This is a genomic window from Mycobacterium innocens (genome assembly GCF_900566055.1).
Classification (GTDB): domain Bacteria; phylum Actinomycetota; class Actinomycetes; order Mycobacteriales; family Mycobacteriaceae; genus Mycobacterium; species Mycobacterium innocens.
The window spans coordinates 1-12,888 of the sequence record NZ_UPHQ01000285.1 but is presented as its reverse complement, the minus strand read 5'-3'; the positions used below and the strand labels follow the sequence as shown (position 1 = coordinate 12,888).

Annotated in this window: 16 protein-coding genes and 2 pseudogenes; 7 read left to right on the top strand and 11 right to left on the bottom strand. The window is 67.5% G+C overall.

Translation table 11 applies throughout. The features are described from left to right. A partial coding sequence (locus EET03_RS30545) for a hypothetical protein (RefSeq protein ID WP_208649149.1) occupies nt 1-331 on the top strand: 331 nt, incomplete at its 5' end. 32 nt (nt 332-363) lie between these two features. Beyond that, nucleotides 364-447: pseudogene (locus tag EET03_RS27605) on the top strand (oxidoreductase); the annotation flags it as partial. 62 nt (nt 448-509) lie between these two features. Here EET03_RS27605 and EET03_RS27600 read toward each other — a convergent pair. Both EET03_RS27600 and EET03_RS27595 read right to left on the bottom strand, forming a co-directional pair. Beyond that, nucleotides 510-830: a DUF2710 family protein gene (locus EET03_RS27600; protein ID WP_099193868.1), complete on the bottom strand. Its 321-nt coding sequence runs from the start codon at nt 828-830 to the stop codon at nt 510-512. A gap of 57 nt (nt 831-887) precedes the next feature. Beyond that, nucleotides 888-2,117, bottom strand: coding sequence for a DUF5632 domain-containing protein (locus EET03_RS27595; RefSeq protein ID WP_075541275.1), 1,230 nt, complete (start codon nt 2,115-2,117; stop codon nt 888-890). A gap of 80 nt (nt 2,118-2,197) precedes the next feature. Here EET03_RS27595 and EET03_RS30540 point away from each other — a divergent pair, with 80 nt between their 5' ends. Further along, nucleotides 2,198-2,341: a hypothetical protein gene (locus tag EET03_RS30540; RefSeq protein ID WP_162877312.1), complete on the top strand. Its 144-nt coding sequence runs from the start codon at nt 2,198-2,200 to the stop codon at nt 2,339-2,341. A gap of 4 nt (nt 2,342-2,345) precedes the next feature. Here the strand turns inward: EET03_RS30540 and EET03_RS27590 are convergent, their stop codons facing one another. The 6 genes from EET03_RS27590 to EET03_RS27565 form a co-directional block, all read right to left on the bottom strand. Next, the gene (locus tag EET03_RS27590; protein WP_063469033.1) at nt 2,346-2,651 is read right to left on the bottom strand and encodes a DUF2694 family protein; all 306 of its coding nucleotides are present in this window, start codon (nt 2,649-2,651) and stop codon (nt 2,346-2,348) included. A gap of 8 nt (nt 2,652-2,659) precedes the next feature. Beyond that, the gene (locus EET03_RS27585) at nt 2,660-2,977 is read right to left on the bottom strand and encodes an ESX-1 secretion-associated protein (protein WP_075541274.1); all 318 of its coding nucleotides are present in this window, start codon (nt 2,975-2,977) and stop codon (nt 2,660-2,662) included. A 41-nt stretch (nt 2,978-3,018) separates the two neighbouring features. After that, the gene (locus EET03_RS27580) at nt 3,019-4,290 is read right to left on the bottom strand and encodes a DUF4226 domain-containing protein (RefSeq protein WP_075541273.1); all 1,272 of its coding nucleotides are present in this window, start codon (nt 4,288-4,290) and stop codon (nt 3,019-3,021) included. A gap of 62 nt (nt 4,291-4,352) precedes the next feature. Further along, a complete protein-coding gene (locus EET03_RS27575; RefSeq protein ID WP_075541272.1) occupies nt 4,353-4,715 on the bottom strand; it encodes a DUF4226 domain-containing protein in 363 nt (120 codons plus the stop codon). A gap of 45 nt (nt 4,716-4,760) precedes the next feature. After that, nucleotides 4,761-5,582: a C40 family peptidase gene (locus EET03_RS27570; protein WP_075541271.1), complete on the bottom strand. Its 822-nt coding sequence runs from the start codon at nt 5,580-5,582 to the stop codon at nt 4,761-4,763. Beyond that, nucleotides 5,579-6,385, bottom strand: a complete 807-nt coding sequence (locus EET03_RS27565) for a helix-turn-helix domain-containing protein (RefSeq protein ID WP_075541270.1) — start codon at nt 6,383-6,385, stop codon at nt 5,579-5,581. The genes EET03_RS27570 and EET03_RS27565 overlap by 4 nt, the downstream gene beginning before the upstream one ends. A gap of 144 nt (nt 6,386-6,529) precedes the next feature. Here EET03_RS27565 and EET03_RS27560 point away from each other — a divergent pair, with 144 nt between their 5' ends. The 4 genes and pseudogenes from EET03_RS27560 (at nt 6,530) to EET03_RS27545 (ending at nt 9,534) form a co-directional block, all read left to right on the top strand. Further along, on the top strand, nt 6,530-6,946 hold the full coding sequence (locus EET03_RS27560) for a WhiB family transcriptional regulator (protein ID WP_075541269.1): 417 nt from the start codon (nt 6,530-6,532) through the stop codon (nt 6,944-6,946). Nucleotides 6,947-6,979: 33 nt separating this feature from the next. Beyond that, a pseudogene (locus EET03_RS27555) lies at nt 6,980-8,199 on the top strand (acyl-CoA dehydrogenase family protein); the annotation flags it as partial. 52 nt (nt 8,200-8,251) lie between these two features. After that, on the top strand, nt 8,252-9,238 hold the full coding sequence (locus EET03_RS27550; RefSeq protein WP_075541268.1) for a pirin family protein: 987 nt from the start codon (nt 8,252-8,254) through the stop codon (nt 9,236-9,238). Beyond that, on the top strand, nt 9,235-9,534 hold the full coding sequence (locus tag EET03_RS27545; protein WP_063469025.1) for a GNAT family N-acetyltransferase: 300 nt from the start codon (nt 9,235-9,237) through the stop codon (nt 9,532-9,534). Before EET03_RS27550 ends, EET03_RS27545 begins: the two co-directional genes overlap by 4 nt. Here the strand turns inward: EET03_RS27545 and EET03_RS27540 are convergent. The 3 genes from EET03_RS27540 to EET03_RS30975 form a co-directional block, all read right to left on the bottom strand. Beyond that, the gene (locus EET03_RS27540; RefSeq protein ID WP_075541267.1) at nt 9,531-11,060 is read right to left on the bottom strand and encodes a PPE family protein; all 1,530 of its coding nucleotides are present in this window, start codon (nt 11,058-11,060) and stop codon (nt 9,531-9,533) included. The genes EET03_RS27545 and EET03_RS27540 overlap by 4 nt on opposite strands. Nucleotides 11,061-11,299: 239 nt before the next feature. Then, nucleotides 11,300-12,601 carry an ammonium transporter gene (locus EET03_RS27535; RefSeq protein WP_075541266.1) on the bottom strand — a complete coding sequence of 434 codons (1,302 nt, stop codon included), beginning with the start codon at nt 12,599-12,601 and terminating at the stop codon, nt 11,300-11,302. Between the two features lie 23 nt (nt 12,602-12,624). Beyond that, nucleotides 12,625-12,888 (bottom strand): hypothetical protein (locus EET03_RS30975; protein ID WP_208649148.1); only part of this gene is annotated, 264 nt, incomplete at its 5' end.

Genomic DNA, 12,888 nt, shown 5'->3' with positions numbered 1-12,888 from the left:
GGGCGGTGCAGCTGCCACCGCCAGCGGCGTCGCCGGCAACGGCGGAACGGGCGGCGCTGCGTCCTCGAGCAACGGTGCCGTCATGTTCAGCGGCGGCGCCGGGGGTTCCGGCGGCGCCGGCGCCGGGGGTTCCGGCGGCGCCGGCACCGGCGGTGGCGGCGGCGGCGGCGCAAACGCCGGAACCAGCGCTGCCGACGGCAACGGTGGTCCCGGCGGCGCGGGCGCCGCCGGCGGCGCGGGCGGAACCGGCGCCCAGGACAATGGCAATCGTGGCGGCGCGGGCGGAACCGCCGTCTCCGGCGGGTTCGGTAGCCTCGGCCAGTCCGGCTGACATCGGCAGAGCCCGAGCAGCGCACCCAACGGTTGTTGCGGGTCAACCACGTCAAAGTGGATCCCGCCATCGTGCCCATCGCGTTTCACCGCAGCGTTTTCCGTCGGCTCGGCGTCCAAACCTGCGGTCCGCTTCGCCGCCTGCGAACGAAGTCGCGATCGGACCACCGTGCAGCCAGTCAGTGCAAGGAGCCGCCGTACCGTGCCCGATTCTCGGCCTCCGCTTCCTCGCGCAGCGCGGCGATCGCAAGGTTCAACCTGTCGGCCAGCTCTGCGTGCGAATAGCCGGTCATGACGCCCGGATGCAACGTCAACTTGAGCAACCGCCCATCCGAATTGGCGACCGCGTGAATATCTCCCAGATCCACGCTGTAGGTGACGGTTTCCGCCTGTGCGACAAGCGCTTCCCACTTGTCGGCCGCCTCGCTGAGATCACGAAGAACCGATTCGACGAGGTCTTTGTCGCTCAATTCCGCGCGATCACCAGACCCCGGCACCAAAACAGTATGTCGACGGCTCCAACCAGCGTCAATTCAACCGTCCGCCAACTTGACCGGCTATCGGCTGAGTTCGCGGAACCAGGCGAAGTGATAGTTGGCTGATACCGGGTCTCCGATAACCGCGCTTTCGGTGGCCGCCAACAACATACAGTTGAGCAACAGCGCGGGATCGACATTCGGGTACTGGGCCAGGACCTCATGCCTGGCGGTATCGAGATGCACTCGCAGTAGGTCGATTTCGTCTTCGCCGACGCCTCCGGCGACCGCGGCCTGGGCCAGCAGGTGCACCATTCGGGGCAGTCCGTCGCGCCAGCGGGTAGCCCCGCTCAGCTCCGATGCCAGGTTGTCCGACGCCGGTAACACGCGTGGCTTCGGCGAGGGCGTGGTCGAAGTGAAGTCACTTGTCCAGCCCAAGATGTCGCCGGGGCGATAGGTCGCCAGGCGCGCCGTAGTACCGATCAGCTTGGCGACGCCGCCGCTACGGCGCTGCGGCTCCAGCAACTGCACACCTTCGGGGAGCATGACCCCCGGCGGTACCCAGCCGTGGGCCAGGTCGGTGACCAGTACCGTCAGCCCGTCCGCGCGCTGCCCGACCGCCCAGTTCAGTCGCGGTTCCTGACGAGCCACGAAGGTCAGCAGCCGCTGCAGCCGTTCGTCGTCGGATTCGGGCGCGGCCACGCCCCGCGCCGGCGTCACCGATTCGGCCACGGCGATCTCCGCTTCAGGAGGCGCGGCCTGTTGGACTTGTTCCTTCTCGTGGGCGGCCGGTTGCTCTTCCCCCGTGGCGTCCGCAATGACAGGAAGCACTCGGGTGCTCGCCAGGTCGCCAGCGGCACCCGGCTGCTCATCCTTGATGGCGGGGAGCACCCGGGTCCGCTCCAGATCCGTCCCGCCCGAATCAGCGGTGACCGACGGACGCGGAACGACCGGCGGCGCAGGCTGTCCGCGGAGTTGCCGCAGTGTCGACTCGACTCGTCGCACCGCCCGCGCGCGAGCCTCGTCGATCACCGCCGCTTCGGCCGCGCGGCGGGCGGAATCAAGCATCACCGCTGACCTGAGCGTCCTCAACTCGTCGTTGGCAGAACTGACGATCCGGTCTAAGTCGGCTTTCAGATACGCTGCCAGCGCGGCAGTTTCGGCGTTGTTCGGCGACAGCTCGGCAGGCCAGAGCCCGCCGATCACCCACGGGGTGCAATCGGGGGGAGAGCTGAAAGCCGGAATCGTGAGGGATTCCTCCGTCGCTCTCCGCAGGCGCTGGCGCGCCGACCGCCTGCCGAAGATCGCCACCGGCTAAGCGTACCGGGACCCTGCGAGCCTCCACAGATGCCTGAATTGTGCCGGCTTCATGGCCTGGGTAGCGTAAAGCCATGGCTGATTCTGCGCTGCAGCAGCAACTCGACGAGGTGCGGACCTTGCTGTCCCGCGCGCGAGAGTTGTTCGGCGCCAATCCCATCGAACCGCCCACCGATATCGTCCCGGATCCCGAGACCGCCAAGACCTGGATGCTCTAGAGCGTCAGCGCCGGCGCCGGCGCAGTTGGTGCGCCAGGAGTTTCTCAATCGCCGCGTCGAGATCTTGGTTGGTCGGAACGCTGGCGGACGGCGTATGCCCGGCCGCGATGATCTCGTCGCGTACTTCCAGCAAGGCCTTGAGACAGGAAACGTCTGCGGTCAGCAGGATGCCCCGGGCCAAAGTCTCGGCATCGGTATCCATGGCGCCCTCACTCAGCGCGACGCTATGCATGTAGCCACCACGACAGGAGCGAACCAGGATGTGCCCGCTGGGGTGCACGGTGTCGAAAGCAGGATTGGCGTCCGTCATCGACCCTGTCATCGATCGGGGTCGACGACTCTGCTGAAGTCCCGTGCCGCGTCTTGGTCATGGCGTTCCCACATGGCGGCCGACGTCCTCAGGCTCTGGGCGATATCGGCATGGTCATCGGCTTGCTGCTCGTAACACTGGCGCCGCAACTCGAGGAGTTCACGGCCGGCGCCCCGAAGCTCGGCGAAGACCGGCCCGAGCGACTCCAGGCTCTCCAGGATCGCGGCATGCGACGACGGCACGGTGCGCAAATACTCCGAAGTCTGCTGATGATGGGCGGCGGCTTCACGTAAGTGCGCCGGCACCACATGGATTCGATCTGCCATCCGCGTCTCCTTTTGTGTGCCGGCGGTCAGGGCCGGCGGGGTCAGTATTGCGAAGCGGCCGAGGGAGCCGCCGGCCGGGTCGGTGTCGGTACGCCGGCCCGGGCCGGCCCGGTCGGAGTCGCCGTGGCGGGCGGATGCTCCCAGCCTAGAAAGCTTGGCCCGCCGATGCTGGAAACCTGTTGAATCTGGCCGTCGAGCAGTGCCTTGTTGCGGCCAAGCGCGAGCGCATGCCGATCGACGAAGAGGCCGATGTCTCCAGGTTCGAGCCGAGCCGGGTCGATCGGATCGGTGACCGCCGTGCCCGGCGGCGGCAGGGCAATTCCCTGCTGCTGGAACGCATCTGGGATCGGCGCTCCGCCGGCTGCGGCCTTGATGGCCGCTGCCAGTTGGGGGTTGGCGGCGGTGACCGTCTCACCGTTGGGCAACGTGACGGTCGTCGGACCGGTCGGTGGCGAGTCCGGCTTGTCCGGTGATGGTTGCGCATCGGTGTCTCCCTGGTCTGCCCGGTCTTCTTTGGGGTCATCGGGGTGGCCGGTTTGCTCGTGGTCCGGATCGCCGGAATCCAGTTCGGGTTCGTCGCGGTCGGCGAGTCCTGGTTCAGATCCCCGGAGTAATCCCGAAAGCGGAGACCCACCCCAACCGAGGCCGGACATCGGCGAGGTTGCCCCTGCCGGCAATCCCGGCATAGGTACGCTGCCGAGGTTGGGCATGCCGGGCATCGTCGGCGCCATCTGCGGCGCCGGGGAACTGACGCCGGGCAGCGAGGCGTCCCCGTCCGGCAACGCCGGATCGTCGAACAACAACGAATCGAGAAGAGGGTCGTCAGACAGCAGATCCGCCTGCTGACCGCCGCCATCGCCGGCCGCGCGTGCGGGCGTCGCCGGCCCCGGCCCGACCGCCCCGGGCTCGTTCTTCGAGGCGTTGTACAGCGACGTCCACGCCGCCATCAGGGTCGCCTTGGACGTGTCGTCGAGGCTGGCGTTGGCGACCACCTCACGGATATCTCTGAGCTTGCCGATCAGGAACCGCTGGAAATCACGGGCTCCCGCCGGTGTGTCCAGATCCGATCGCGTCCGGATCGCCGCTTCGGTCTCCTGCTGCAGTTGGTTGAGCGCGTCGCGACCCTCGACAGCGGTCAGGTGTGCGTTCAGGATCGCCGAAACAACTTGCAAGTCGAGCTGCGAACTCACCGAATTCTGATGTGCCAGAGCGGCTTCCGCTCCTACGATCGCATCGGCGGCTCTTGCCTGACCGCTATCCGGCGGTGCGGATGCAGATTCGCCCCGCTGCGGGCGATCACGCGACCCTGCCATGCCGCGTGACAGTACCCAGGCGCTCGGGTGCCCACAATTCACCTCGGCTCGCCGGTGCGCGGCTAACCCGCGGGGCCGGCATACTGCGCCAGCAATCGGCCCAGCACAGCACTTTTGGTGCGATCGAGCTCGCGGGCGTCGGCCACGATCGCGGTGATCTCACGTTGCTTGTCGAGCAGGAATCGCTGAAACTCGCGGGCTCCCACGGGGGTGTCGACGGCGAGCTCCGCCTGGTCCGAAACGGCACGGTCGATGTCGGCTGCAATCGCGTCCAGCCGACGGATGCTCTCCCGCATCGTGGCATGTGCGCTGGCAAGAGCCTCCGCCAGCGCGCGGTCGGCCTCGGCTATCGCCTCGTATTGCCGACCCAGCACCGCCTGCCGCGCCGCGATGACATCCGGCGACGATCCCGGTTGCTCCGACATGGGCTCAACCTTCCCATCCTGCCCGCCTGACCGGGCGCTAATCACTCACAGCGGTCTGCGGATCTGCACGTCGCTGCCCAACCGGCTGACCCGCACCGAAGCACCCGAGTACGGCGCCTCGACGACCAGGTTGTTGCCAATCGCCATCTGGACGTGTCCCGGATGCGGAAAGACGAGATCACCGGGGCGCACCTGGGAACGCGGCACGGCTATCCCGTCATGTATCTGTTGATAGGTCGTGCGGTCCAGGTGAACGCCCGCCTGTGCGTAGGCCCATTGGACCAACCCGGAACAGTCGAATTGGCTGGGCCCCGTCGCGCCCCACACATACGGGCAGCCCAGCCGTGACAACGCGGCCCGCACGGCGATCGCGGCTCGGTCGCCCACTGCCCGGCTGCCGCATCGCGACATCCGGTACCGCAGCGCGCGCAGCGCGGCCCGATGCCGTCGCGCCCGGAGGCGGGCCGACAAGACATGCGCTCGTTGCGCGCGCAACCGTGCGACGCGCCGACGGATGGCCTCGCGCTGGGCCATTGGCGTCACCGGGGTCACGGCCGCATCCGTGCGGGCCTCCTCGACGATGCTTGCGGTCACCTGGCGAGCCCGGTCCCGGTCCCGGTGCGCGCCGGCGATGACCGCGGCAACGGCCGCATCGGTTCGAGCCGCAGACCACAGGGCGTCCCTGCCGTCGGCTGCCCGGCGTTCATACCGACCCCGGGAAGCATCGATATTGAGCCCGGCGGCGCGGTGCAGCAGTTGCTCGTGGTGTGCGGTCTCGATGTTCAGCGTCGGTGGGAGACCACTTTGACCGCTGCCGTCGAATAGCCGGTGGGCGCGACTCAACACCTCGATTTCGGTGTGGCTCACCGGTCTAGTTCTCCGCCGCTGTGGTGTGTCTGGTCCGGGGCCGCCGTCTCCATGGCCTCGGCGGCCGCCGCTGCGTCCACGAAGGCCCGGACGCGGGGCAGAGCGCCCGGGGGGATGACTCCTCTATTGCGGATATCCCACATTTCGTCGGTGCTCACTCCGATCAGCGCAGCGATGACGGCTTCCGGTAGCGGTGACTGCGCGCATGCCCGATCGAATCGCGCGCTCAAGCTCGTCGACATCCGCTCCAGCAGCGTGCTGCGCATGGCCTCGAGCGCCTGCAGATGTTGCATTAGTCGGCCGCTGGACTCCGAACCGGCGTTGACCGCCACCCGCCAGGAGCTTGCCGCCAGCATCTCCGCCTTCACGCACTGTGAGACCACGGACAGAATATACGTCTCATATTCATTTGATGTCGTCGCCGGTAGTCTATCGATGACGGATCTGAGGGTATCGAGCTGGGCTTCGGCGTAACCCTCGAGCACATCGGTGTCACTGTGACGGTCGACCACCACGGTGCCGGGGCGTGGCGGCGACGTTGCCGCAGGCGGCTGGGCTGCCATAAGCCGCGCCAGCTCGGCATCGGGATCTGCGGCGACCAACAGCCGAGAATAGGTGCCGGGAGGCAGGCCCAGCCCGTTTTCGACCTTCTGAACTGTACCTTTATGCGGCTTGCGAGCGCCGCGCTCCAAATAGCTGAGCCCCATGATGCTGACGCCCGTTGCAGCAGCCAGGTCGGCAAGCGACCAGTCGCGCGACTCGCGCAGTGCGCGGATGGCCGCGCCAGCCGATTCACGGCTCACCGCAGGCTCCGGCCATAGCCGGATATTACACATGGCCGGCCCGTCTTCGCTTCGATATATGGTTTCGTCACGTTTCGCTTGCCAGACGCGCGCTCTTGTGTATACGCTTTTGCCTACGTTTCGGAGGAGAAGGAGACAACAGACATGGCTACCCCGTGCACAGGCAACCCGGAACTGTGGTTCGGCTACCCCGACGACGACAGCGGCGACGGCGCGGCGAAGGCTCGCGCCTATGAGCGGTCGGCCACCGAGGCGCGAATTCAGTGCCTGCGCCGGTGCCCACTGGCGCAGCAACGCCGGTGCGCCGCACGGGCCGTCAAGTATCGCGAGGAGTACGGCGTATGGGCCGGTGTCAAACTTCCCGGGGGCCAGTACCGCAAGCGCACGCAACTGGCTCAGGCTCACGAGGTACTGCGGCGGATCGCCGCCGGTGAGATCAATGCCAGACAATTGCCGGAGAACGCTGCTCTGCTGGCGCGCACCGAACGCGACGCCCGGCCGGTTACCGCGGTGGTGTTGCACCTGCCGGCGGCACAAGTAGGCCCGCGCTCCGCGGCGTAGCGGGACGACGAGGCCAATCAGTTTGCTGAGCTCTACAGCCCGCTGTTCTACCGCGATCTGATCGGCGATCCGACCGGCCTGTCGTTACCGATGTTCATGGAGGAGCTCTTCTGGGGGTGCGCCGGAATCGGCCTGGCGATCGTCATGCCCGCGTTGGCACTGTCGGCCATCGGCCAGGCCGCCTCCCCGGAGCAGATGCTGCAGTGGGCACCGGAACGTTTCGGCACCCCAGGTGATCTCAAACTCGCGGCGCTGGCGATCTCAGAACCCGAAGGTGGCAGCGACGTCCGCAATCTGCGCACCCGTGCCCGTCGCGACGGTGACGACTGGATCATCGACGGACACAAGATGTGGATCGGCAACGGGGGAATCGCCAACGTGCACGTGGTCAACGCCGTGGTCGACGAGAAGCTCGGCCACCGGGGTCAGGCGCTATTCGTCGTGCCCGGCGGGACGCCGGGACTGGAACTGGCGCGAAAGCTCGACAAGCTGGGTTGCCGCGCTTCGCACACCGCCGAGTTGCGATTCAACGGCATCCGGGTCCCGGGCACCAACCTGCTTGGCGGGCCGGAAAAGCTTGAACACAAACTTGCCAAAGCCCGCGAAATCGTTGCCGGTAAAAGCGTTCCAGCTCGGCGACTTTGGGCACTTTCGAGCAGACCCGCCCCATGGTGGCCGCCCAGGCTATCGGGATTGCCCGGGCCGCATTGGAGTACGCGACATCGTATGCCACCGAGCGCGAGGCGTTCGGCGGGCCCATCATCGACAACCAGGGCATCGCATTTCCACTGGCGGACTTGGCAACTCAGATCGACGCCGCCCGGCTGCTGACGTGGCGGGCCTCCTGGATGGCGGCCAATGGAGTGCCCTTCGAGCGGGGCGAGGGCTCGATGTCGAAGCTGGCCGCCAGCGCCGTCAAGGCCACCGAACGCGCCATCCAAACCATGGGCGGCTGGGGCTACATCACCGATCACCCGGTGGAAAAGTGGTATCGAGATGCCAAGCTGTACACCATCTTCGAATGCACCAGCGAAATCCAGCGGATGGTCATCTCGAACGCGCTCGGCGCTGCCGTCGGCGCCCCGCCGCTACATGTCGTGCTCGAACCGTCGGGCGGACCGCTGAACCGGATCTTCGGTCGGGGCACACCGCTGAGATCGCGCGCCGCCGACGCCGCGCTGTCGATGCAGGACCGGCTCCCCGAACCGGTGATGCGGGCGGCTATGAAGGTGCTGCGGCCGCCGGGCCGGTGAGCCGGCGTAGGGTCGCGGCAGCGGGCCGGACAGCGCACGACGAAGGGCGACGATGAGCAACCTCGAAGCCGCACCGACTGAAGTTGCCTGTAGCGCTTCACGGACCGCGGGTATCGAGGTGCTGCACCCGCGCGAGGTTCCACTGGGCGGACCACGAGCGATCCCGGTACAACGCACCCTGCCGCAGCGGCAGCGATCACTGATCGGCGCCTGGTGTTTTCTCGACCACTACGGCCCCGTGACCGGACCCACCGCGGGTATGGACGTCGCACCTCATCCGCACACCGGGCTGCAAACGGTGAGCTGGTTGTTCAGCGGCGAGGTGGACCACCGCGACAGCGCGGGTGTGCACGCGATAGTCCGGCCCGGCGAGCTGAACCTGATGACCGCGGGCGCGGGGATCTGTCATTCCGAAGTGTCAGTTCCCTCCGGCCCGGGTTCGGTCCTGCACGGCGCCCAGCTTTGGGTGGCCCTGCCTGACGCAGCGCGCCACACCGGGCGAGACTTCGCGCACTACGCGCCCGAACCGATTGCGCTGCCGGGCGCCCAGGCGCGGGTATTTCTGGGCGAGCTTGCCGGAAGCCGTTCGCCGGCACACACGTTCACGCCGCTGCTGGGCGCCCAGATCGATCTGGACTCCAACGCTGCGCTGGACGTCGACATCGACCCGGCATTCGAGCACGGGGTGCTCTGCGATGCCGGCGAGATCGAGATCGGCCCGACTGCGCTCGCCGTCGGCGACCTGGGCTACCAAGGCCCGGGTCGCACCACCTTGCACATAGCCAACGCCGGAGGCCAGCCCGGGCGGGTGCTGCTGCTGGGCGGCACACCCTTCACCGAGGAATTGGTGATGTGGTGGAACTTCGTCGGGCGCAACCACGACGAGATCGTCACCTATCGGCGGCTGTGGCAAGCCCGCGACGAACGCTTCGGCGCTGTCACGGGATACCAGGGCACGCTGGCTCGGCTGCCTGCCCCGCCACTGCCCGGTACCCCGCTGCTTCCCAGGCAAGCATCGAACCGAAAGGATGCCGGATGACCACCGACAAAACCGGTGCGGAGACCACGGTCACCGCCGATCAGGGCAGGTACACGATCGCGGTCGGGGGTAGAACCGTTGGCTTCGCCAGCTACCTCGACCGTGGCGGTCAGCGGGTTTTCGACCACACCGAAGTCGACCCGAAGTTCGGCGGTCGCGGGCTCGCGACCATTCTCGTCGAGAAGGCGCTGGAGGAGGCGCGAGCGGACGGCAAGCGCATCGTCCCGGTTTGCTCCATGGTCGTCACCGTGCTCAAGAAACATCCCGAATACGCCGACATCACCGACCCGGTCTAAGTGCGTGCGTCCGAGCCGTCGGAGTCCCACGTGGCCGGCAGCATCGGGCTGGTCGGACCGTCATCGAAGCTGTGGGCGGGCAGCGTGACCAATCCGGCCGCATCGGCGTTGCCCTTGGCCGCGGTGCCGCCGAAGCCGATCGCACCGGCCCCGCGGCTGGATGCGGCGGCGCGCAGGTCTGACACGTCTGCAGCGTCTTCAGGGAGGTCGTTCTCGGCGTCGTCGTCCACATCCATGAACTCGTCGGCGTACTGACGCTGCGGCGCCGTCGCCTTGCGTCGGCGACGAGCACGCCGTTGTTCGCGTGCCGAGACCGCCGCGGCCGGGGCGGGCACACCGACCGACGGTGCCTTAGCGCCGCTGTTATGGGTCAACGCGGGCGGGAAGCCTTCGTCAGGGTCGAAGCCGCCCACGGCATAAGCCACCGCCGCCGGAGCCGCCGGCGCGGCGGTCGCAGTGCCGGCACCCGCCGCTGCCGAGGCAGCCGGCGCGGCGACCGGAGCCGTCACGCTCGAAGTCACACCTACCGCCGGCCAGGCCACCGGGTGCGCGGCTGGCGCCACGGTCCCGCCGGCCCCACCGGCGATGTCACCCGCTGCGGCTGCCGCCGGAACCTGAACCATGAGCTGTTCGCCCACGCCGATCACTACCCGCAGAATCGTCCCCAGCAGCGGGTCGAGTATCAGTTGGGGATAGGTGAGTGACGCCGCGACCCAGGAGAAGGCCTGGTAGGCAACGGCGAACAGAAACGGCCCCCACGCGACCAACGCCTGCGACGGATTGGTCAAGAAATCGGTGATCAACTGCATGCCGTTGCCCACCGGGTCCTGCAAGAAATTGATGATCGGCGCATAGAGCTGCTCGACGTAGTTGATGTATGCCTGCAGCAGTTGCGAAGCCAGGTCCGCGAGGTTCAGTTGGTTGCCGGCGTCGGTGGCCGGCGCCAGGGCCGCCACCTGCGCGGGGTCGGCGGCGTCGCTGGTATCCGCCTTGAGTAGCGGCGGCGCGGGCGAGGTGGCCGGGACGGAGTCCGCCGCAACGTTCGACACCGTTTCATAGATGCTCATCGTGGTGGCGGCCTGAACCCACATGCGGATGTAATCCGCCTCGTTGAGCTCGATCGGTATCGTGTTGATCCCGAAGAAATTGGTCGCGACCAGCACACCATGCACAACGTGGTTGGCGGCCAGCTCGGCCAGGGTCGGCATGCTCGCCAGCGCCGCCGTGTAGGCCTGGGCGGCGACCTGGTGCTGTAGCCCGGCGGCAATGCTCCTGCCGCGGGCCTGCTCGAGCCACGCCAGGTAGGGGGCGTGCGCGGCGACGTACTCTTCGGCGCTCGGGCCCTGCCACGAACCGCCCTGGACCGCGTTCAGTACGGCCGCGAGTTCGGCGATCGCCGAACCGTACTCGGCGCTGAGCAGCTGGTAGGCGCCCGCGGCCGCCAGGAACGGCCCCGGACCAGGCCCACTGGACAACTGCGCGGAATGCACCTCGGGTGGCAATGCCATCCAGACCGGCGCCGTCATGACCTGTCCTGCCTCAAGACCCCGGCGCTGGCCACAGCGAACGTCGTCATCGGCTATCCCCCCGGCGCGTTGGCCCCTTCGGCCGTCCGGGTGCTGGACCATGCGCACGGCCGCGGGCAAGTGTTTCGCTACCTCACGCCTAGTAACCCGCCAGCGGATCGGCTAAACCGATGCCGACCGATCTGTGCGCGAGTCGCCGTCAGCGACAAGCACGCCGACCCCGATAACGCCGGCCCGGCTCAGGTGTCTTCGTCCTCGTTCGGCCGCGGGCGAGACCCGCTGCCCAACGACGGGCGCCGGGGGGCCTGGTGCCCGTAGACGCCCTCCGGATAGGCGGTCTCGGCGTGCTGGGTGAGGTCGACACCGCTCACCTCGTCCTCTCGGCTGACCCGGAAACCCATGGAGCGCTCGATCAGCAGGGCCAGCACGTAGCTGACCGTGAACGCGTAGAGAGCTACCACCACCATCGCCAGCGCCTGCTTGCCGAGTTGACCCATCCCGCCCCCGTAGAAGAGTCCCTTCGGGCCTTGGGTCATCACCGCGGTGGCGAGCAGCCCGATCAACAACACACCGACCACTCCGCCGACGAAGTGCACCCCCACGACGTCAAGAGAGTCGTCGTAGTTGAGTTTGAACTTCACCGCGATCGCGAACGAGCACACGACGCCCGCCACCAGCCCGACGACGGCGGCGCCCAGGGTGTTCACCGTGCCGCACGACGGCGTGATCGCCACCAAGCCGGCGACCACACCCGAGGCGGCGCCGAAGGTGGTCGGCTTGCCGTCCCGAAACTGTTCCACCGCAAGCCATCCCAGCATGCCCAGGCAGCCGGCGACCAGGGTGTTGAGGAAGATCGCGGCGGCCAGTCCGTTGGCGGCCAGCGCCGAACCGGCGTTGAACCCGAACCAGCCGAACCACAGCAGTCCCACGCCGAGGAGCACGAACGGCAGGTTGTGCGGGCGCATGGCTTCTACCTTGAAGCCGATGCGCGGACCCAATACCAGCGCCAATGCTAACGCCGAGGAACCCGAGACGATCTCGACGACCAGCCCGCCCGCATAGTCGAGCACCCCCATCTTGAACAGCCACCCGCTCGGTGCCCACACCCAGTGCACGATGACGCAATACACCGCCACCGCCCAGAGGGGCACGAAAACCATCCAGGCCGCGAACTTGGCCCGGTCGGCGATGGCGCCGCTGACCAGGGCGGCGGTGATGACCGCGAAGCTCAGCTGGAAGGTGGCGTACAGCAGTTCCGGCACCGACCCGTGCAAGGTCTGCGGGCTTATGCCGAGCATCCCGGCGTGCGCCAGTCCGCCCAGAAATCCGCCCGCGCCGCCATCGGAGAACGCCAGGCTGTAACCGACCAGCAACCATGCCACCGTCACCAGCGGTATGGAGATAAAGCTCATCATGATCATGTTGAGCACACCGGTGGTGCGGACCATGCCCCCGTAGAAAATCGCCAGCCCGGGCGTCATCAGCAGCACAAGTGCGGTGCTGGCCAGCAGCCATCCGGTGGCGGCGGGATCGATGTCCAACTCTGCGGCTCCTTCGATAGTCGTCAAAACTGCCGGCGCGCATTTTCGCCATGGACGGATAGACGGTAGACGCTGTTGGCGAAGGTGGCCATCGATGTCGCCGGTGCGTCAATTCGGGCCGATGCGACGGTCACCGTGACCGACGGCCGGGTCCTGACGCACCGCTGATATAGATCGGGGTGGTCCTTCACAAACGCCTCCGGAGGTGTCAGGAAGGGATCTGTAAGTGATTCCTTTTTGAGGTCCGTGTGTTGGCGCACGCGGGTTTCCTGACACGCCCCGGAGGT